Source organism: Bradyrhizobium sp. LTSP857, from assembly GCF_000938285.1.
Classification (GTDB): domain Bacteria; phylum Pseudomonadota; class Alphaproteobacteria; order Rhizobiales; family Xanthobacteraceae; genus Bradyrhizobium.
Genome location: NZ_JYMS01000030.1, coordinates 25,617 through 45,398 on the forward strand (window position 1 = coordinate 25,617; position 19,782 = coordinate 45,398).

Annotated in this window: 14 protein-coding genes; 6 read left to right on the forward strand and 8 right to left on the reverse strand. The window is 65.4% G+C overall.

Annotated elements, in window-relative coordinates; genetic code table 11:
* The first annotated feature begins 78 nt into the window (after nucleotides 1–78).
* From UP06_RS20175 to UP06_RS20185, 3 genes are all read left to right on the forward strand, one after another.
* Nucleotides 79–585 (forward strand): tyrosine phosphatase family protein, encoded by a 507-nt coding sequence (locus UP06_RS20175; protein ID WP_045005135.1) that lies wholly within the window; start codon nucleotides 79–81, stop codon nucleotides 583–585.
* A gap of 19 nt (nucleotides 586–604) precedes the next feature.
* The gene (locus UP06_RS20180) at nucleotides 605–1,570 is read left to right on the forward strand and encodes an NUDIX hydrolase (protein ID WP_045005137.1); all 966 of its coding nucleotides are present in this window, start codon (nucleotides 605–607) and stop codon (nucleotides 1,568–1,570) included.
* A gap of 128 nt (nucleotides 1,571–1,698) precedes the next feature.
* On the forward strand, nucleotides 1,699–4,404 hold the full coding sequence (locus UP06_RS20185; protein ID WP_045005141.1) for a DUF2339 domain-containing protein: 2,706 nt from the start codon (nucleotides 1,699–1,701) through the stop codon (nucleotides 4,402–4,404).
* Between the two features lie 62 nt (nucleotides 4,405–4,466).
* On the opposite strand, the gene UP06_RS20190 is transcribed toward UP06_RS20185, so the two are convergent.
* The 7 genes from UP06_RS20190 to UP06_RS20220 all read right to left on the reverse strand — a co-directional run bounded on the left by UP06_RS20190 (nucleotide 4,467) and on the right by UP06_RS20220 (nucleotide 13,918).
* On the reverse strand, nucleotides 4,467–6,155 hold the full coding sequence (locus UP06_RS20190) for a methyl-accepting chemotaxis protein (RefSeq protein WP_045005143.1): 1,689 nt from the start codon (nucleotides 6,153–6,155) through the stop codon (nucleotides 4,467–4,469).
* Nucleotides 6,156–6,385: 230 nt separating this feature from the next.
* A complete protein-coding gene (locus UP06_RS20195; protein WP_045005145.1) occupies nucleotides 6,386–8,356 on the reverse strand; it encodes a methyl-accepting chemotaxis protein in 1,971 nt (656 codons plus the stop codon).
* A gap of 187 nt (nucleotides 8,357–8,543) precedes the next feature.
* Entirely contained in the window at nucleotides 8,544–10,286 is a 1,743-nt protein-coding gene (locus UP06_RS20200; RefSeq protein WP_045005147.1) for a methyl-accepting chemotaxis protein, read from the reverse strand.
* A 230-nt stretch (nucleotides 10,287–10,516) separates the two neighbouring features.
* Nucleotides 10,517–10,750, reverse strand: coding sequence for a DUF6894 family protein (locus UP06_RS20205; RefSeq protein WP_045005149.1), 234 nt, complete (start codon nucleotides 10,748–10,750; stop codon nucleotides 10,517–10,519).
* Nucleotides 10,751–10,915: 165 nt separating this feature from the next.
* Nucleotides 10,916–11,524, reverse strand: a complete 609-nt coding sequence (locus UP06_RS20210) for a hypothetical protein (protein ID WP_045005150.1) — start codon at nucleotides 11,522–11,524, stop codon at nucleotides 10,916–10,918.
* 113 nt (nucleotides 11,525–11,637) lie between these two features.
* Nucleotides 11,638–12,624: an acrylyl-CoA reductase (NADPH) gene (gene acuI / locus UP06_RS20215; RefSeq protein ID WP_045005152.1), complete on the reverse strand. Its 987-nt coding sequence runs from the start codon at nucleotides 12,622–12,624 to the stop codon at nucleotides 11,638–11,640.
* Nucleotides 12,625–12,664: 40 nt separating this feature from the next.
* Nucleotides 12,665–13,918: an MFS transporter gene (locus tag UP06_RS20220; RefSeq protein WP_045005154.1), complete on the reverse strand. Its 1,254-nt coding sequence runs from the start codon at nucleotides 13,916–13,918 to the stop codon at nucleotides 12,665–12,667.
* Between the two features lie 341 nt (nucleotides 13,919–14,259).
* On the opposite strand from UP06_RS20220, the gene nadA reads away from it, so the two are divergent.
* The 3 genes from nadA to nadC are packed head-to-tail and all read left to right on the forward strand — an operon-like array spanning nucleotide 14,260 to nucleotide 17,870.
* Nucleotides 14,260–15,363: a quinolinate synthase NadA gene (gene nadA / locus UP06_RS20225; protein ID WP_045005156.1), complete on the forward strand. Its 1,104-nt coding sequence runs from the start codon at nucleotides 14,260–14,262 to the stop codon at nucleotides 15,361–15,363.
* Between the two features lie 9 nt (nucleotides 15,364–15,372).
* Nucleotides 15,373–16,980, forward strand: a complete 1,608-nt coding sequence (locus UP06_RS20230) for an L-aspartate oxidase (RefSeq protein ID WP_045005158.1) — start codon at nucleotides 15,373–15,375, stop codon at nucleotides 16,978–16,980.
* Between the two features lie 11 nt (nucleotides 16,981–16,991).
* Nucleotides 16,992–17,870 carry a carboxylating nicotinate-nucleotide diphosphorylase gene (gene nadC / locus UP06_RS20235; RefSeq protein ID WP_045005159.1) on the forward strand — a complete coding sequence of 293 codons (879 nt, stop codon included), beginning with the start codon at nucleotides 16,992–16,994 and terminating at the stop codon, nucleotides 17,868–17,870.
* A 157-nt stretch (nucleotides 17,871–18,027) separates the two neighbouring features.
* Here nadC and UP06_RS20240 read toward each other — a convergent pair whose 3' ends face one another.
* Nucleotides 18,028–19,479, reverse strand: a complete 1,452-nt coding sequence (locus tag UP06_RS20240; protein ID WP_045005161.1) for a cell wall hydrolase — start codon at nucleotides 19,477–19,479, stop codon at nucleotides 18,028–18,030.
* Nucleotides 19,480–19,782: the final 303 nt, after the last annotated feature.

Sequence of the window (19,782 nt, forward strand, 5' to 3'; positions counted from 1 at the left end):
CGACCGCGACAAAAATGGTGGGCACGCTTCGCTTTGCCCACCCTACGGCGGCGGCTATAGTCACCAAAAAGGTCCCCCATGATCCACGTCTGTTCCCTTGCCGCCCTGCCCGAAACCGTCCGCCTCACCGGGGCCAGCCATGTGCTGACCGTGATGGCCAATGTCGAGCAAGTGGTGCGGCCGGTGTCGGTGCTCCCGGCCAATCATCTCAAGGTGTCGATGGACGACATCACCGAGGAGATGGACGGTTTTGTCGCGCCCTCGGAAGCGCATATCGACCAGGTGCTGAATTTCGTGCGCGGCTGGGACCGCAACGCACCGCTGGTGGTGCATTGCTATGCCGGCATCAGCCGCTCCACTGCGAGTGCGTTCGCGACCGTCTGCGCGCTCAATCCGAATCGCGACGAGATCGAGATCGCCAAGAAAATCCGCGCGGCCTCTCCGATCGCCTCGCCGAACCGGCGCATCGTCAGCCTCGCCGACCGCGCGCTGGGGCGCAACGGCCGCATGCTGCGCGCGCTCGACGAGATGGGCCCGGGCGCCATGATGGTCGAGGGCCGCCCCTTCGTGATCGAGCTCGAATGACACCAACGCCCGCCACCGCATGAGCGACAGACTGACGCCGATCGAGATCGGCCTGACCGCGGCGATCGTCGCGATCGAGGATCATGAGCCGCTGGTCCTCACCGCGCGCGGCAGCGACGGGCTTGCCGGCCTGCCGTTCGGTCCGTTCGATGCGCCGAGCCACCGCACCTTCGAGATCGGCCTGCGCGCCTGGGTCGAGGCGCAGGCGGGTTTGCGGCTCGGCTATGTCGAGCAGCTCTATACGTTTGGCGATCGTGGCCGGCATGCGGAGGCCGGCGATACCGGTGCGCATATGGTGTCGATCGGATATCTCGCGTTGACACGTGCGATCGACGGCGAGCTCACTGCTACGGGAGCGAGCTTCGAGCCCTGGTATCGCTTCCTTCCCTGGGAAGACTGGCGCGAGGAGCCGCCGGCCATCATTGCCCGCGACATCATCCCGGCGTTGACCAAATGGGCCGAGGAAGAAACGCCGGAGACGACGCGCGCACTGCCGCGCAGGGATCGCGTGCGGTTTTGTTTCGGCCTCGAGGGTGCCGCCTGGGACGAGGAGCGCGTGCTCGACCGCTACGAGCTCTTGTACGAGGCAGGGCTGATCGAGGAGGCGCGGCGCGACGGCCGCCCCGCGGCATTAGCGCGCAAGGCGCTTCCCGCACTCGGCACCTCCATGCGCTTCGATCATCGCCGGATCCTCGCCACGGCCATCGCGCGGCTGCGTGCAAAACTGAAGTATCGCCCTGTGGTCTTTGAACTTTTGGCCGCCGAGTTCACACTTACTGAATTGCAGTACACGGTGGAGGCGATCTCCGGCCGGCACCTGCACAAGCAGAATTTCCGCCGCCTCGTCGAAATGGAAGCCCTGGTCGAACCGACCGGGGTGATGTCGACACAGACGGGTGGACGGCCGGCGGCGCTCTACCGCTTCCGCCGCGACGTGCTCCAGGAACGCCCGGCACCCGGCTTGCGCGTACGTTCCCGGCGCTAGAGCATGATCCGGACCCGGAGGGCCGCGTTAGCGCAAAGTGTGCAGCGGTTTTCCGAGAAGATCATGCTCAAGACCAAGACTTTAAGATCGCGCGGTCGGCCCATGCGCGCCGATCGCCAGGAGGCCCCATGTTCGACAGCCCGTTTGACGACATCGCGATGGTCGTTGCGATCATTGCCTTCCTGATCGCGATCAAGGCCACCAGCCAGGCGACCGAGCTGCGCCGGCGGCTGAGCTCGCTCGAGGCGATGTTGTACGCCCAGCGGCAGGTACAGCCGCCGCCGCTGATGCCCGCGCAGGAGCAGGCGCCTTTGCCTGCGACGACCGCGGCAGAACCACCGCCGCTTGCACCTGAAGCCGAACCAGCGCCGCCCCCTCCGCTCGTCACCGAACATGTTTCGCCGCCGCCGCTCGAAGCGAGCGCGGATCGTGTCGCACCGCCTCCCGTGCCGGCCGCAGAGCCCGGCTTCGAGGAGCGGCTTGGCACCCGCTGGGTGGTGTGGATCGGCGGCCTTGCGCTGGCGCTCGGCGGCTTCTTCATGGTGCGCTATTCGATCGAGGCCGGCCTTGTCGGCCCCGGCGTGCGCGTGTTCCTCGGCGGCGTGTTCGCGCTGGCGCTGTTAGCGGCCGGCGAATGGACGCGGCGCAAGGAGAGCATTTCCACCATCGCGGCGCTGCCGATCGCCAACATTCCCGCGATCCTCACGGCTGCAGGCACGGCCGTGGCATTCGCGACCACCTATGCCGCCTACGCGCTCTACGACTTCCTGGTGCCCGCCACCGCCTTCGTGCTGCTCGGCCTTGTCGCGCTCGGCACGCTGGCGGCAGCGCTGCTGCACGGGCCGGCGCTCGCAGGCCTCGGCGTGGTCGGCGCCTTCGCGACGCCTGCCCTAGTCTCCAGCGGCAAGCCTGACTATTGGGCGCTCTACGTCTATCTCGCCATCGTCACCGCCGCGAGTTTTGGCCTCGCCCGTATCCGGCTGTGGCGCTGGCTGGCCGTGACCACCATCGGCTTCGCCGTGCTCTGGATCTTCCCGGGGCTCGATCTCGGCGAATTGCAGGTCGCGCCGCACGCCTTCCATGCCATCGCGGGCTTCGTGCTGGCCGCGCTGCTCGTGGTCTGCGGCTTCATGTTCGGCCCCACGATCGAGGACGGGCAGATCGAGCCCGTCTCGTCGAGTGCGCTCGGCGCCTATCTGTTCGGCGCGATGCTGATCGTGCTGTCGAGCGCGCATGCTGATCTTTCGTTGATCGCCTTCACGCTTCTCATCGCGGCGACGCTGTTCGTCGCCTGGCGTACGCCTTCGGCCACCGGCGCCTTGGGCGCGGCGGCGGCGACCGTCTTCATCGTGTTCGCCGAATGGGCGGTGCGCGCCAATCCGGACATGCTGGTGCTGCCGGGCGGGCCCCTGCCCGGCATCGGACCGACGGCGACCGACAGCGCCGTGACGCAGCATCTGGTGATGGCCGCGATCTTCGCCGCAGGCTTCGGCATCGCCGGCTTTTTCGCGCAGGGCCGCTCAAGCTCGGCGATCATTCCCGTGGTGTGGTCGGCGGCTGCGGTCGCAACACCGATTGCGATCCTGGTTGCGCTCTACGCACGCATCGCCCATCTCGACCGCTCGATCCCGTTCGCGATCCTCGCGGTGCTGCTCGCCGCCGCCTTTGGCGCAGCAACTGAAACCCTCACCCGCCGTGAGACCCGGCCGGGCCTTGCGATCTCCACTGCTTTGTTCGCCACCGGCACGCTCGGTGCGCTGGCGCTGGCGCTGACCTTTGCGCTGGAGAAGGGCTGGCTCACCATTGCGCTCGCGCTGATGTCACTCGGCACCGCCTGGATCTCGATGCAGCGGCCGATCCCGTTCCTGCGCTGGCTCGCCGCCATCTTCGCAGGCCTGGTCACCGCGCGCATCGCCTATGATCCCCGCATCGTCGGCGACGCTGTCGGCACCACGCCGATCTTCAACTGGCTGTTGTGGGGCTATGGCCTGCCCGCCGCGTCGTTCTGGATGGCGAGCATTTTCCTGCGCCGCCGCGCCGATGACGCGCCGCTGCGCATGGTGGAGGCGGCCGCGATCCTGTTCACCGCGCTGCTCGCCTTCACGGAGATCCGCCATCTCGCGACAGGCGGCGATATGATAGCAGCGCCGTCACTGCTCGAATGCGCACTCCAGGTCTGCATGGCGCTGGCCATGGCGATCGGGCTGGAGCGCTTGCAGCTGCGAAGCCGCAGCATCGTGCACAATGTCGGTGCCGTCATTCTGACGGCGATTGCAGGCCTCATCAGCGTGTTCGGCCTCCTCATCATGGAGAACCCGCTGCTATGGCGCATCGATGTCGGCGGCGCCGTGTTCAACCTGCTGCTGCTCGGCTACGCGCTGCCGGCGGTGTTGATGCTGCTGTTGTCCTATGCGGTGGCGAGCGAGCGCGGCAAGGCCTATGCCAACACCATCGCGGGCGGCGCGCTTGTCTTCGCGCTCGTGTACCTGACGCTGGAGATCCGCCGCTTCTATCACGGCCCGATCCTGTCCAGCGGCGAGACCACGGGTGCCGAGCAATACACCTATTCGATCGGCTGGCTCGCCTTCGGCGTGGCGCTGCTCGGTATCGGGCTTCTCGTCAACTCCGAGCGTGCGCGGCTGGCATCCGCCGCCGTCATCGCGCTGACCATCCTGAAGGCCTTCGTCATCGACATGTCGACGCTGACCGGTGTCTACCGCGCGTTGTCGTTCATGTGTCTCGGCATCGTGCTGGTCGCGATCGGCTGGCTCTACCAGCGCATGCTGTTCCGGCGGCAGGTAGCACCGCCGCCGGCTCCGCAGACGAGCGCGTGACGGCGTTTTCGTTTGAGCATGATCTTATCGGAAAGCCGCTTCGCACTTTTCCGGACCATGCTCTAGGCCGCGCGGACCGACTCCAGGAACTGCGCGACCTCGACCTTGAGGCGCGTGCTGTCGCTCGCGAGCGATTTGGCGGCCGAGAGCACCTCGCTCGAGGCCTCGCCGGTCTCGATCGCACCGCGCTGCACGTCGGTGATGTTCGACGAGACCTCCTGCGTGCCGACCGAGGCCTGCTGCACGTTGCGCGAGATCTCCTGCGTGGCCGCGCCCTGCTCCTCGACGGCGGCGGCGATGGCCGCGGACACCTCGGACAGCCGCTCGATGGTGCCGCCGATCTCCTGAATGGCGCTGACGGATTCCCCGGTCGCGGCCTGGATGCCTGCGACCTGCGCCCCGATCTCACCGGTCGCCTTCGCGGTCTGCTCTGCCAGCGCCTTGACCTCGGAAGCGACGACAGCGAAGCCGCGGCCGGCTTCGCCAGCGCGCGCCGCCTCGATGGTCGCGTTCAGCGCCAGCAGATTGGTCTGGCCCGCAATGGTGTTGATGAGTTCGACGACGTCGCCGATGCGGGATGCGGCCAGCGACAGAGCGTTGACACGCTCGTTGGTCCGCCCCGCCTGCTCGACGGCTTCCGCCGCCATCCGTGCCGAGTCCTGCACCCGGCGGCTGATCTCAGTGATGGAGGACGACAGCTCTTCCGAGGCCGATGCCACCGCCTGGACGTTGGTGGAGGCCTCCTCGGACGCAGCCGCAACGACGGTCGCGAGCTCCTGCCCGCGCTGCGCGGTGCTGGTCAGCGTCGTCGCGGACGCCTCGAGCTCGGTCGAGGCCGCGGAGACGGTTCCGACGACTTCGCCGATCATCGCTTCGAACTTGCGGGTGATGGCATCGACGCGGCGGCCGCGTTCGATCTTCGCTTCGGCGTCGGCCGCAGCGGCCGCGTCTGCGGCCTTCTTGGCGATCAGCGCCTCCTTAAAGATCTGGAGCGCATCCGCCATCGAGCCGATCTCGGTCTTCTCGCCGCGATGCGGCACATCGGCCGAGAGGTCGCCCTCACCGAGCGACTGCATCGGGCGGATGATCGAGGCAATACCACGCGAGACGTCGCGCACGAGATAATAGGCGGCGCCGATCGCGATCACGACCGAGGCCACGATGATGCCGACCAGCACGCGGAAGATCGTGGCGTAGCTGTCGGCCGCCTGCTTCGTCTCCGATTCGGCGCCGCGGTTATTGAGGTCGATGTCCTTGGTCAGCAGTGGATCGGCCGCCTGGGCCATCTTGGCGACCTTGGTCTGCAACAGCTCGTTGGCGTCGGTCGGGAAGCGGCCGACGCTCTTGCGCGACAGCGCCATCACGTCCTGCACGCCATTCAGGTACTCGCCCCACGCCGTCGTCCATTGCCCGTAGATTGAGCGCTCTTCGGCGGACGTGATCAGCTGCTCGTAGGTCTTGCGCGTCTGCTCGATGCGTTCGCGCAGCGAGCCGAGGCGCTTCTCGGCCGCGTCCTTGCCTTCGGCAGTGTCCTGCATCAAATGCAGACGGAGCGCGACCCGCAGCTCGTTGACGTCAGCACGGATCGAGCCGAGCGCACGCACGCTCGGCAGCCAGCTCTGCGCGATCTCGACGGTGTGAGAATTGATGTTCTGCATAGTGCCGATCGCCACCACGCCGACGCCGGCGAGCGAGAGCACGAGGATCGACAACACGGTCAAAAGCTTGAAGACGATCGACAACTTCGACATCACATCTAATCCCGATGATAACTGACAACGCACAAGTCACCTGCGCCGCGACCGTCACAACTGACGACAGGGCGGGGGTCATTCCAACAATGCTGGCTGGTTCTTATCCGGTAAGATTGCGCTCATAGTCGCAAACAGCCGTTAACAAGAGCCTAGTAAAACTACGGGCTTGCCGATTATCGATACTTAACCAAACTACAACTTTAAATTGCCGGTGAATGAGCTGGCCATCATGCGGCCCGCACCGAGTCCAGAAAGCGCGCGACCTCGCTCTTCAAGCGGTTGCTCTCCTGCGACAGCGATTGCGCCGCCGAATGCACCTGCGCCGAGGCAGCCCCGGTCTCGCCGGCGCCGCGCTGGACATCCCCGATGTTTGCCGAGACCTCCGATGTGCCGTGCGCGGCGTGCAGGATGTTGCGGGAAATCTCCTGCGTCGCGGCGCCCTGCTCCTCGACGGAAGCGGCAATAGCCGACGAGATCTCCGACATCCGCGCGATGGTGTCGCCAATCTCCTTGATCGCGCCGACGGAATCCTGCGTCGCGGTCTGGATCGCGCCGATGTGCTGGCCGATCTCGCCCGTCGCTTTCGCGGTCTGCTCGGCCAGCGCTTTCACCTCGGTCGCAACCACCGCAAAGCCGCGGCCCGCCTCGCCCGCCCGTGCCGCCTCGATCGTGGCGTTCAACGCCAACAGGTTGGTCTGGGCGGCGATCGTGTTGATCAAGTCGACCACGTCGCCGATGCGCCCCGCAGCCTTGGTCAATTCGCCGACGCGCGCATTGGTGCGCTGGGCCTGCTCCACCGCGACGTCGGCGACGCGCGCCGATTCCTGCACCTGACGGCTGATCTCGGAGATCGACGTCGTCATCTCCTCGCTTGCCGAGGACACCGACTGCACGTTGGCAGACGCCTCCTCCGAGGCCGACGCCACGGCGGTGGCGAGCCCGTTGGACCGTTCGGCCGCCTGCGTCAGCGTATTCGAGGACGCTTCGAGCTCGGTTGCCGCCGATGAAACGGTCTCGATGATCTCGCCGATCGCGCCTTCGAACCCATCGGCGAGCCGCTGCATGTCCGCCTTGCGCTGCGTGCGCCGGCGCGTGTCGGCCTCCAGCTGCTCGGCGCGGAGTCGCTCGGCTTCCGTCATGTTGGTCCTGAACACCTCGACCGCGCCGGCCATCTCGCCGATCTCGTCCTTGCGTCCGACGCCGGGAACGGAAATCGAGAGATCGCCGCGTGCAAGCCCCGTCATCGCATCGACCATGCCGGACAGTGCCTTCGAGATCGAGCGTCCCAGGAAGAAGCCGACCACAGCGAGCACGGCGACCGTGACGAAGAACGCGATCATCATCCACAGGCGCACGGCGTCGCGGGTCGCAGCTTCCGCAGCGTCAGCCTGCTTGTAGAGACCTTCGACCGTGGTCCGCACCTCGACCATCCCCGGCTCGAGTTCACGGAACGTCTTCATCATGCTGGCATCAAGGGCCGCGCTCTGCTGTGCGGTCTCGGCCCAGGCCACGAACTCGGATTGGTACTTCTGGAGCTTGGCCGTGATCTCAGCCGAGACGGGAGCTGGCACGGCAGCGGCTTCCATGGCCTTCGAGAACTCTGTGGCGGCCTTCTTCAGTTCAGTGACGTATTTCGGATCACGCCGCAGCATGAAATCCTTCTCGTGCCGGCGCATCGTCAGCATCCAGCTCGTCAGCCGCGGATTGTCGAGCTCCTTCAGCTTCGCCTCGATGTCGTGAACCGCACCGCGCAGCGAGCCGGACAGACCGAGTGTCTCGTTCAGGCCGAGCTTGGTCTCGGCGGCGACCAGCGCGCTGAAATCCGTCGCGTAGCGCCTGAAGCCCTCCTGGGCCTGCTTCGTCTTGTCGGACAGCGCGCTCATGCCGCCCGCCGACATCAGCCGTTCGACCTCGTCGAAATCACGATTGATCGGGCCCATCAGCTCGGCGTGCGCCTTGGCATAACTCTCGTTGCGGCGCTGCTGAAAGTTCTTCTCGTTGCGGCGGGCCTCCAGCATCCGGATCGAGAGCTGGTTGTTCAGGTCGGCGATCGCACGGGCGCGATTGGCGACGTTGCGGGAGGCGTCCTGGGAAAGACTGCCGATCTCGTAGATCGCGCCGAAGGCAACGAGACCAACCAGGCCGAAGAGCCCGATCGCCATGACCTTATGGGTCAGGCGGATGGAAAGGCCGCTCATGAATGGGCTCCAAAACGCTAAGGACGCAATACAGGAGGGCGACGCAGCACCCGGAATATTCCGGGGATTATGACCGCTTCGCTTTTCTGGAACGTTAACCTTGCGGCTCATTCGTCATGGCGCCGCAACATGCGCGCGCGCAACCACCGCGCTTCCACGCGCGGCGGTTGTAGCGTTCGACCCGCCATCAGGCAGCCCGCACCGTCTCCAGAAACTTGCCGACCTCAAGCTTGAGGCGATCGCTGTCGCCGGACAGCATCTGCGCGGCGGATAGGACCTGCGAGGACGCAGATCCGGTCTCGCTTGCCCCGCGCTGCACGTCAGCGATATTGGACGACACCTGCTCGGTGCCCTGGGCGGCCTGCGCGACGTTGCGGGAGATTTCCTGCGTCGCGGCGCCCTGCTCCTCGACGGCGGCAGCAATGGTCGAGGAAATCTCCGACAATTTTGCGATGGTGTCGCTGATATCCCTGATGGCGCCGACCGAATATTCGGTGGCGGTCTGGATGCTGGCAATCTGCTGGCCGATCTCGCCAGTTGCCTTCGCGGTCTGTTCGGCCAGCGCCTTGACCTCGGAGGCGACCACGGCAAAGCCACGCCCCGCTTCGCCGGCGCGCGCCGCTTCGATCGTGGCGTTGAGTGCCAGCAGATTGGTCTGGCCCGCGATGGTGTTGATCAGCTCGACCACGTCGCCGATGCGCGTCGCCGCCTTGGACAATTCGCTGACGCGTTCGGTGGTGTTGCGGGCCTGGCCGACTGCCTCGCTCGCCACGCGCGCCGACTCCTGTACCTGCCGGCTGATCTCGGTGATCGAGGACGACAACTCTTCCGTCGCCGACGCCACCGACTGCACGTTAGTGGAGGCCTCTTCCGAGGCCGCCGCAACGACGGTGGTAAGCGCCTTTGTGCGTTCCGCGGTGGAGGTCAGCGTCGTCGCAGATGCTTCGAGCTCGGTCGAGGCCGACGACACAGTGCCGACGATCTCGCCGACGGCGCCTTCAAAATTGTCGGCGAGCTTGCGCATGTCCGCCTTGCGCTGCTCGGTCGCGACCTGGTCCTGCCGCATCTTGGCGTCCGCTTCTGCGCGCGCCTTCTGCTCGGACACGACCTTGAATTTCTCGACGGCGCCGGCGATCTCGCCGACCTCGTCCGTGCGGCCGAGTCCCGGCAACACAACCGAGAAGTCGCCACCGGCAAGCTTCTCCATCGCCACCGTCAACGCCCGCATCGGTCGCGCGATGCTGAAGACGGAGAAGATGCACGCACCGATCAGGACCATCGCGACCAGCACGCCGGTGATAAGCGACGTGCGCGCAACCGACCCTGCCTCCGCTTCCGCTGCGGCGCGAGTCTCGACACTCCTCTGCTTGGCGAAGTTGGTAATCTCGTTCGCTAGCTCGGAGATCTCTTCGTTGATCGGAGCGAGTGTTTCCTTGCGGATGCGGTCGACCTCGGCCACCAGCTTTGCGAGCTGCGCCGACGCTTCGCCGTCCTTCTTCGCGTCGAGCGCGAGCTCCTGCTTGCGGATCGCCTCGATCTGCTGCTCTCCCTTCTGAAAGTTGCCGATCAGCACAGTCAGGCGATCGATCCGCTTGCGGTTCTCCGGCGACCGCGAGAGCTTCGCCATTTCATCCGAGAACTTCAGGGCCGCCGTCTGGCGGTCATTGAAATAGGTTACGGCCTTCTGCATCTCGGCCGGCGAGGAGGAAGTCAGGATGTCACGAATGCCGATCTGCATCCCGCGGACCGACGCCTTCGCTTCCGCAGCGTTTTGCGCGATCGATTGCTGTCCAGATGCCCCATTGCTCAGCTTCTGGACCTCCACGTCACCGCTCATCTGGAGGAAGATCATCAGCGCGACGAGGCCGATGGTCAGTGCCGAGGTTATGGCGAGTTTGGTGCCAATTCGCAGATTCTGAATGAACATCATCGAAGTATTTCCCAGGATACGAATTGACGCGGCGAAGCGCGTAAACGGCCTAGGCAGGCTAACCGGCAGGTTCGTCGTTAACGTTAAGTATCGAGGCTGCGGCCTGGGTAGAAGTACGGGGAACGCGGCTCAAATCACGCGAGTTGCACACTCTTCACGAGCAGCAGAGCGATGGCTCGCGAATTTGCAGTTGTCCCATTCGTTAACGTCGCGCGCCACCGACAGCCGCGTCAGCGCACAGTCTCGCCGACGAGGCTGATGCGAAACACCGGCTCCTTGTTCTCGTCGAGCAGCTCCATACTCCACTTCGCGTTCGGCTTCAGATTGCGCGCGATGCTGCCGAGCAGATTGGCGCACACCTCCCCCATCTCGGTCCAGGCGGCGGTGCGATCCTCGAACTCGTATGGCTGATCGGCGGCGCCGGAATAGCGGCCGGTGCTGATGCGGAAGAAATAGAGCGACATCGTTGAACCCTTGTGTAGTGCCGCCCCCCGGCCGTCACGCAGGCTGGAGCGCCAGTCGCTACCAAGGCATGAAAGCCGCCGTCCGTATGACTACGGCGCAGCGGCTCGATCGCTGATGGATGTTGTCAGCAACGCAGGACTGGTGGTCGCGCGTGCAGGCCAAAGTCACTCGGTCGAGCGGCGCAGCTCGAGCGGGCCTTCGTTCTTCGAATCGGATTTGGGCTCGGACTTCGCTTCCGATTTCACCGGCTCGATCCGGCTGCTTTCGACACGCGGCGTCTCGACGCGCGCGGCGACCTCGGTGCTCGATGCGTTGACCGAACCGGTCTGCTCGGAGCTGCGCAGCGAGCGCGGCCGCGCCACGGCGCGCGCCATCAGCATCTGGTTGCCACCCTGATGGTGGAACTCGCAATAGGCGAAGCTCATGCCCGACACCGAGCCGCGGAAACTGCGCTCGTCGGTCTTTTCCAGGTTGAAACAGGGCTCGAACGGAATGCCCTTGATCGAGGCGCAGACGTTCTGGCCGCGGATCTGGAGCGTGTTGCCGGGCAGCCGAAGATGGCGCACCGGACCCGCGCCGGAGAACTGCACCGCGCCGGCGGCGCCAAGATCGTCGAGGATGCGGCCTGCGCCGCGGGTGCCGTCGAAACACGTGAAGGCGAATACCTTGCCGGCAACGAAGCGGCGCGCCTCGTCGGCGTTCATGCTTCCGGCAATGGCCGGCGCAAACGTCACGACAGCCGTGACAGCCCCCAACACAATACGCGCAAGCATGCTCAACTCCGAACTAACCCCCGCAGCGGGCGATGCCGTATCTCTTTACCCGCTGCTTACCATACTAACCAAGGCAACATTGAAGCAGCTTGGTTGGTAAAGTCTGAACGTCGTTAGACAATTTTTACCACGATGCGGCCGCGGACCTGGCCGGCCAGAATTTTCGCGCCCCATTCCGGAACTTCGTCGAGCGGAATTTCCGTAGTTATTTCAGATAGTTTTGACCGATCCAGGTCAGATGCCAGACGCTGCCATGCGGCTTTTCGTGGCTCAATCGGGCACATCACGGAATCGATGCCGAGAAGGCACACCCCCCGCAAAATAAACGGCGCAACCGAGGACGGCAGATCCATGCCGGCCGCGAGACCGCAGGCGGCGATCGCCCCGCCATACTTCGTCATCGACAGCAGGTTGGCGAGCGTGGTCGAGCCGACGCTGTCGACGCCGCCGGCCCAGCGTTCCTTGGCCAGGGGCTTTCCCGCCGCCGACAATTCGTTGCGTTCAATCACCTCAGCGGCGCCGAGCTGCTTGAGATAGTCCGCTTCGGACGCACGGCCGGTCGAGGCAATGACGTGATAGCCGAGCCAGGACAGCACCGCGGTCGCGACCGAGCCGACGCCGCCGGCCGCGCCTGTCACCACCACGGGGCCGCTCTTCGGCGAGACGCCGTGCTTCTCCAGCGCCAGCACCGAGAGCATCGCGGTGAAGCCGGCGGTGCCGATCGCCATGGCATCGCGCGCCGAGAGGCCCTGCGGCAAGGCGACCAGCCAGTCGCCCTTCACCCGCGCCTTCTCGGCATAGGCGCCGAGATGCGTCTCGCCCATGCCCCAGCCGGTGCAGACGACCTTATCGCCCGCCTTCCACGCTGGATGTGAGGACTGCTCGACGGTGCCGGCAAAGTCGATGCCCGCGATCATCGGGAAACGGCGCACCACCGGTGCCTTGCCGGTGAGCGCGAGGCCATCCTTGTAGTTCAGTGTCGACCATTCCACCCGGACCGTGACGTCGCCTTCCATCAGCTCGGCTTCGTCGAACTGCGTGAGCGCGACAGTGGTGCCCTTGTCCGCCTTGTCGATCCGGATCGCCTTGAATGTGGCCACAGCAAAACTCCCTGACTTGTTTCAGGCGATGTTTAGCCGATCAGGCAGGCTGCGCAACCGCCCGGGGAGCCGGTTTCTCCACGATCGGAAGATTGATCAGCGCCGAGAGCACGCCGAACAGGATCGAGAGCCACCAGATCGGCGTGTAGGAACCGAAGCGCTCGAACACGATGCCGCCGAGCCAGACGCCGAGGAAGCCGCCGACCTGATGGCTGACGAAGGCAAAGCCATAAAGCGTTGCGAACCAGCGCGTGCCGAACATCAGCGCCACCAGCGCCGAGGTCGGCGGCACCGTCGACAGCCAGGTCAGGCCCGAGATCGCGCCGAACGCGATCGCCGAGAACGGCGTGATCGGGAACGAGATGAAGGCGAGCGTCGCCAGCGCGCGGGTGAAATAGATCGCCGAGAGAATGTAGCGCTTCGGCAGCGAGTTCTGGAGATAGCCGACGCTCAGCGACCCCATGATGTTGAACAGGCCGATTGCCGCGATCACCCAGCCGCCAGTTTGCGTCGAGATGCCGCGATCGACCAGGAACGCCGGAAGATGCACGGTGATGAAGGCAAGCTGGAAGCCGCAGGTGAAGAAGCCGAGCACCAGCAGCACGTAGGAGCGATGGCCGAAGGCTTCTGAGAGCGCCTTGGTGAAGGACTGCTCATCAGCGGGCGCGGTGCTGGCGGTGCTTGCGACCGGCGGCGTCGAGAGCGCGAGCGCCAGCGGGATAATCAGGAGCATCAGGAAGCCGAACACGGTGAGCGCCTGCTGCCAGCCGAAATTGTCGATCAGCGCCACGCCGATCGGCGCGAACAGGAACTGTCCGAACGAGCCCGCCGCGGTGCCGGCGCCGAGCGCAAGGCCGCGCTTCTCAGCCGGCAGCAGCTTGGTGAAGGCCGACAGCACCAGATTGAACGAGCAGCCGGCGAGGCCGAAGCCGACCATCACGCCGGCGCCGAGATTGAGCGACAGCGGCGTCGACGAATAGCGCATCAGCAAAAGGCCGCCGGCATAGAGCAGCGCGCCGACGCACATCACCCGGAACAGGCCGAAGCGATCGGCGATCGCGCCGGCGAGCGGCTGACCCAATCCCCACAGCAGATTCTGCACGGCGATCGCGAGGCCAAACACGTCGCGGCCCCAGGCGAACTCGTGGCTCATCGGCTGCACGAAGAAGCCGAGCGCCGAGCGCGGGCCGAAGCCGAGCATGCCGATCGCGCAGCCGCAGAGGATGATGACGGCCGGGGTCCGCCAGTTGGACGAACGTGAGACCGGACCGAGCTCGCCCGCTTGTGTCGACATGGTGTTCCTCCTCGGCCGTTGGCGGATCCGCAAACAGGCAACCGCTGGTCAGCCGTTTAATGCAAATGCATGAAAATCCCAAGTCGAAAATGATTGCGTCCTACGAAGAGCTGCCAGGGGAGCATTGCGTTTCACCGGGGGCCTCACCGGACGCGCGAGGGGGCGACTTAACGAGAATGTGTGGGACGAGACCTAGCGGCTCCCAGGAAGGCGTGTTATCTTTGATTTACTCAGATTGAGCATATTAGAGCGACGACGGAATGTGCCCGGCTTCTCGGCCGGATTTCTCGGGCTCTATATATACTCATATTGAGTATAATTCACATGCATGGGAGGCTTCGATGCCGATCACTGGAATTTACGGCCCTGACGACTTTGCCAACCGGCCGCAGGCCCAAACCGCCCGCGCCCGCGTCACGCCTGCGCGAACAGGACCCGCATTGCCGATGCCCTCACTGGAATGGACGCCGGAGGTCGAGCAGATCACCGCGCCTCTCTATAAGCGCGTCAAGCACGTGATCCCACCGATCGAGTGGCCGCTGATGGCACCGACCATCAAGGCGATCAACGAGCTGAAGCGCGCGCGCAACGCGGTGATCCTCGCTCACAACTACCAGACGCCGGAAATCTTTCACTGCGTCGCCGACATCGGCGGCGACTCGCTCCAGCTCGCGGTCGAGGCGACCAAGGTGAAGGCCGACATCATCGTGCAGTGTGGCGTGCACTTCATGGCGGAGACCTCGAAACTGCTCAACCCGGACAAGACGGTGCTGATCCCGGACCAGCGTGCCGGCTGCTCGCTCGCCGCCAGCATTACGGGCGCGGACGTGCGCCTGCTCCGCGAGAAATTTCCGGGCGTGCCCGTCGTCGCCTATGTCAACACATCCGCGGAAGTGAAGGCCGAGGTCGACATCTGCTGCACCTCGTCCAACGCGGTGCAGGTGGTCGAGAGCCTGAATGCGCCAAGCGTGATCTTCCTGCCCGACCGCTATCTCGCGAGCTATGTGGCGTCGAAGACCGATGTGAAGATCATCGCATGGAAGGGCGCCTGCGAGGTGCACGAGCGCTTCACCGGCGACGAGCTGCGCAGCCTTCGCGAGGCCGATCCGTCCGTGCAGATCATTGCGCATCCGGAATGCCCGCCGGATGTGTTGGCGGAAGCCGACTTCACGGGTTCGACCGCACACATGATCAACTGGGTGCGCGAAAAGCGGCCGCGGCGGCTGGTGATGATCACGGAATGCTCGATGGCCGACAATGTGCACGCCGAGCTTCCCGACGTCGAGATGCTGCGGCCCTGCAATCTCTGCCCGCACATGAAGCGCATCACGCTCGCCAACATCTTGGAAAGCCTGTTGACGCTTGGCGAGGAAGTGACGATCGAGCCCGAGCTTGCGGTGCGCGCGCGGCGATCGGTCGAGCGAATGATTAATTTGAAGAACTGAGATAGAGCCATGACAAACAACATCCACAACCTCACCCGCAGCACCGACGACGTCGTTATCGTCGGCGGCGGGCTTGCCGGACTGTTTTGCGCACTCAAACTCGCGCCGCGGCCGATGACGCTGATCTCGGCGGCGCCGCTCGGACAGGGCGCATCATCCGCATGGGCGCAAGGCGGCATCGCAGCCGCCGTGGCCGAGGGCGACAGCCCGGAGGCGCATGCCGCGGATACCATTGCGGTCGGCGGCGGCCTCGTCGACGAAGCAGTCGCGCTCGGGATCGCGCGCGAGGCCGCACCGCGGATCCATGATCTGCTGGCCTATGGCGTGCCTTTCGACCGCGATCTCGAAGGCCGGCTGGCTGTGGGGCGCGAAGCCGCGCATTCGGCACGCCGCATCGTGCATGTGCGTGGCGACGGCGCGGGCGCGGCCATCATCGCAGCGCTAAGCGAGGCCGTGCGCCGCACGCCATCGATCCGCCTGATCGAAGGCTCTGTCGCCGAAGCGCTGTTGACCGAGGACGGCGCCGTCACCGGCCTGCAATTGCGTGAGGCCGGCAACGTTGCAGCGAGGCCTGTGATGATCGCCGCGCGCGCGGTGGTGCTCGCCACCGGCGGCATCGGTCATCTCTATGGCGTCACCACCAACCCGGTCGAGGCGAGCGGATCGGGCCTTGCGATCGCGGCCCGCGCCGGCGCGGTGATTGCCGATCCCGAATTTGTTCAGTTCCACCCGACCGCCATCATGGCCGGCCGCGATCCGGCGCCGCTTGCAACCGAAGCGTTGCGCGGCGAAGGCGCGACGCTGATCAACGGCAATGGTGACCGCTTCATGGCGGCGCTCCATCCGCTCGCCGAGCTCGCGCCGCGCGACATCGTGGCCCGCGGCGTGTTCGCCGAGATCGCAGCCGGGCGCGGCGCATTCCTCGATGCGCGCGAAGCGCTGGGTGCGCGCTTCGCCGACAAATTCCCGACCGTGCATGCGAGCTGCATCGCCGCCGGCATCGACCCGGCCGAGCAGGCAATCCCGATCGCACCGGCCGCGCACTATCACATGGGCGGCATCGCGGTGGATGAGCACGGCCGCAGCTCGATCGACGGGCTCTGGGCCGGCGGTGAAGTGTCGGCCACCGGCGCGCACGGCGCCAACCGGCTCGCCTCGAATTCGCTGCTCGAGGCTGTGGTCTATGCCGCGCGCATCGCCGACGACATCGCCGGCCGCGCCATCCCCTCGCCTGCCCAGCTCCCTGACACTCTGGTGACGACACGCGGCGGCGCACCGGACGCAGCTAGCGTGAAGCAGCTGCGGGCGATGATGAGCACGCGTGTCGGCGTGGTCCGCAACAGTGACGGGCTCGCGGATGCAGTGCGCAGCTTTGCCGCGCTCGAGCGCGAGGCGGCCAGCATCGCACTGCGCAACATGGCCGCATCGGCACTGCTCGTGGCCGCCTCCGCCTGGAGCCGACGCGAGAGCCGCGGCGCGCATTTCCGCTCCGACCATCCGGCGGAGATCCCCGCGCTGGCGCAGCGGACCATGACCACGCTCGCGGCGGCGCGCGAGGTGGCGGAAAGCCTAACCGAACATCTCGTGCCGCGCATCGCGCAACCCATGATCGCCTGAAGGAAGTCCCCATGATCGGCCCGACCTCACTGCTCAATCCCGACGCCTTCCTCTCCCCGCTTGCGATCGACGAAGCCGTGCACCGCGCGCTCGACGAGGATCTCGGCCGCGCCGGCGACATCACCTCGCTCGCGACGATCCCGGAGGCAACCAAGGCGCAGGCCATCCTCGTCGCGCGTCAGTCCGGCGTGATTGCTGGATTACCGCTGGCGCTGGCGACGCTGCAAAAGCTGTCGCCCGACATCGAGGTCCGCGCGCATGTCCGCGACGCCGCGCGGGTCGCCCGCGGGCAGCATGTGCTGACGATCTCCGGTCCCGCCCGCGCCATTCTCACAGCGGAGCGAACCGCGCTGAATTTCGTCGGCCGGCTGTCGGGCATAGCGACGCTCACGGCCGACTACGTCCGCCGGACCGAAGGCACGAAAATGCGCATCTGCTGCACGCGAAAAACCACACCGGGATTGCGGGCGCTGGAGAAATACGCCGTGCGCTGCGGGGGCGGCTTCAACCATCGCTTCGGCCTCGACGATGCGATCCTGATCAAGGACAACCACATCGCAGTCGCCGGCGGCATCCGCCCGGTGCTGGAGCGTGCCCGCGCCCATGCCGGCCATCTCGTCAAGATCGAGATTGAGGTCGATACGCTCTCGCAGCTGCGCGAGGTGCTCGACACTGGCCTCGCCGAGGCCGTGCTGCTCGACAACATGGATATCGCAACGTTGCGCGAGGCGGTGAGGCTCAGCGAGGGCCGCGTCGCGCTGGAAGCCTCCGGCGGAGTCACGCTGGAATCGATCGCAGCCATCGCGGCGACCGGCGTCGACTACGTCTCATCCGGCGCGCTGACACATTCGGCCCCGAATTTCGACTGCGCGCTGGATATCGAGGCTTGAGATGGTCTTCTCCCTCTCCTCGTTCTTACGGGGAGAGGGTTGGGGTGAGGGGCCTCTCTCCACGCGTGAGACTGTCGAGGGACCTGTACTCCCTCACCCGAATTCGATCTGCGATCGAATTCGACCTCTCCCCGCAAGCGGGGCGAGGTGAAGTAAACTACCTTCGCACGACTTCGCCCATCTCGGCGGAGCTCTTGGCTTCCTGGGCGAGCTCGGCGGAAAGTGCGGCGGTCTGCGCCGGCGTGCCCCAGCTCGGCTCCTCGCTGCCGTCGCCCCAGTTGCGCGGCCGATAGAAGGTGTGCACGCCGAACTTGTACATCTTCTTCATCTCGGCGACCCAGGACGGGCGCACCCAATAGGCATGGTAGTGCGTGGACTTGCCGACCTCGGGCAACCAGATCTGGCCGTCGAGCATCGCCTTCGAAATTTTCTTGGCGCGCTCCCACATCTCGGGCTCGCGGATCACGTCGGGATTGTTGTCGCAGGCGAAGGTGAACTGGCAGGCGAAGTGGCGGTACTTGTTCTGATAGACCACGCCGCACACGGTGTCGGGATATTTGCCGGAGAACACGCGGTTCATCACCACTTGCGCCACCGCGATCTGGCCGCGCACGGCCTCGCCGCGGGATTCGAAATAGACGGCCTCGGCGAGACACTTTTCCGATTTCGCGCGCGACTTGTCATCGAGCGCCAGCCGTTCCGCTGGCGATTTGGCGCGCTGGTTGTCGGCGTTGACCTCGCCCTTGGGCGCGACGCTCTCGCCGCTCTCGTCGTCCTTCACAACGTCGTCAGACGGCGGCGACAGCGAGGCCAGCTTCATATCGGGATCCGGCGTCACGATCAGCGGCTCGGCGCCGGGCTGCCAGCTCTCGATGTTCTCGAGATTGCCGCCAAGCGAGGAACTGCCGAAGAACAGGTTCGAGGTCTTCACGCTGAAGGGATCGCGCGGCGGCGCCGCGATCGTGGCCTGCTTCAGCGCGGCAAGCGGCTGGGCCGCAAAGGACAGCGCATTGTCACCAGCCTTCGGCGGGTTGGCATATTGCGGCAGCGGCGGCGCGCGGAGCGCTTCCTGAAGCTCGGGATCGAGCGCTGCCGCGGACTCCGGCGACATCGCCTGCGGCGACGCGACAGGCAACTCGACCGTCTTGGCGCCGAACACCGAGCTGTTGGAGGTCGCGGGATCTTGCTGCGCCGGCGGCGCGACGATCTCGCGGGCAGGCGCAGGCGTCACGGTGGTGAGGCGATCACCCTTCAGCGCGCGATCGACCTTGGGGAAATCAGAGGCCTGATAACGCGGCGGCGCCTGGAGCGCCGGGTTGTGTGTGATGGAGCCAGTGACGTCACGACCATCGAGGCTCGCGAGACGAACCATCGCACTCTGCGGAATCGAGGTTCCGATCGGCCGGGAGAAGCTGTAAGTGGCAAGCTGAATGGACGAGGCCGCAGAAAACACCTGCTTCTGCCAGCGCTCTGCAACGCCGGGCTGACGCGCCAGCAGCGATGCAATATCCTGATAGCCGGTCTCTCTCGGCATCAATGCGAAGATGCAGAGACCGATTCCGAAGGACGCGAACCGCGCGCCCCTCGGATGGTTACGCAACACAAACATCGATACGCTCACACTAGGCTTACGCTAGAAAAATCGAGCAGCAGTACATCCGTGCAATTCGATCTTTCTCGTGAGTATCTAATTTAGGTTGCCGGGGCGTTAATCGGCGTTGCGCTGCCGACACACTCAAGCGGTCTCAGGTGTTTTCACGGGTGATTGCGTGCGTTGGTAAATGCCGCCTCACGTGACGCGGTAAACATCCGGTCAACGCGAATGGTGAAGGAACCCTTGCGCGCACGTATCATTACGGGACGCGTGATGAGTTCCCGTTGTTGCAAGAAGCCTCTCCACACCACCGCTGTC

Coding starts and splice junctions, on each gene's coding strand:
- UP06_RS20175 (WP_045005135.1), top strand. CDS start 79: ATGATCCACGTCTGTTCCCTTGCCGCCCTGCCCGAAACCGTCCGCCTC.
- UP06_RS20180 (WP_045005137.1), top strand. CDS start 605: ATGAGCGACAGACTGACGCCGATCGAGATCGGCCTGACCGCGGCGATC.
- UP06_RS20185 (WP_045005141.1), top strand. CDS start 1,699: ATGTTCGACAGCCCGTTTGACGACATCGCGATGGTCGTTGCGATCATT.
- UP06_RS20190 (WP_045005143.1), bottom strand. CDS start 6,155: ATGTCGAAGTTGTCGATCGTCTTCAAGCTTTTGACCGTGTTGTCGATC.
- UP06_RS20195 (WP_045005145.1), bottom strand. CDS start 8,356: ATGAGCGGCCTTTCCATCCGCCTGACCCATAAGGTCATGGCGATCGGG.
- UP06_RS20200 (WP_045005147.1), bottom strand. CDS start 10,286: ATGATGTTCATTCAGAATCTGCGAATTGGCACCAAACTCGCCATAACC.
- UP06_RS20205 (WP_045005149.1), bottom strand. CDS start 10,750: ATGTCGCTCTATTTCTTCCGCATCAGCACCGGCCGCTATTCCGGCGCC.
- UP06_RS20210 (WP_045005150.1), bottom strand. CDS start 11,524: ATGCTTGCGCGTATTGTGTTGGGGGCTGTCACGGCTGTCGTGACGTTT.
- UP06_RS20220 (WP_045005154.1), bottom strand. CDS start 13,918: ATGTCGACACAAGCGGGCGAGCTCGGTCCGGTCTCACGTTCGTCCAAC.
- nadA (WP_045005156.1), top strand. CDS start 14,260: ATGCCGATCACTGGAATTTACGGCCCTGACGACTTTGCCAACCGGCCG.
- UP06_RS20230 (WP_045005158.1), top strand. CDS start 15,373: ATGACAAACAACATCCACAACCTCACCCGCAGCACCGACGACGTCGTT.
- nadC (WP_045005159.1), top strand. CDS start 16,992: ATGATCGGCCCGACCTCACTGCTCAATCCCGACGCCTTCCTCTCCCCG.
- UP06_RS20240 (WP_045005161.1), bottom strand. CDS start 19,479: ATGTTTGTGTTGCGTAACCATCCGAGGGGCGCGCGGTTCGCGTCCTTC.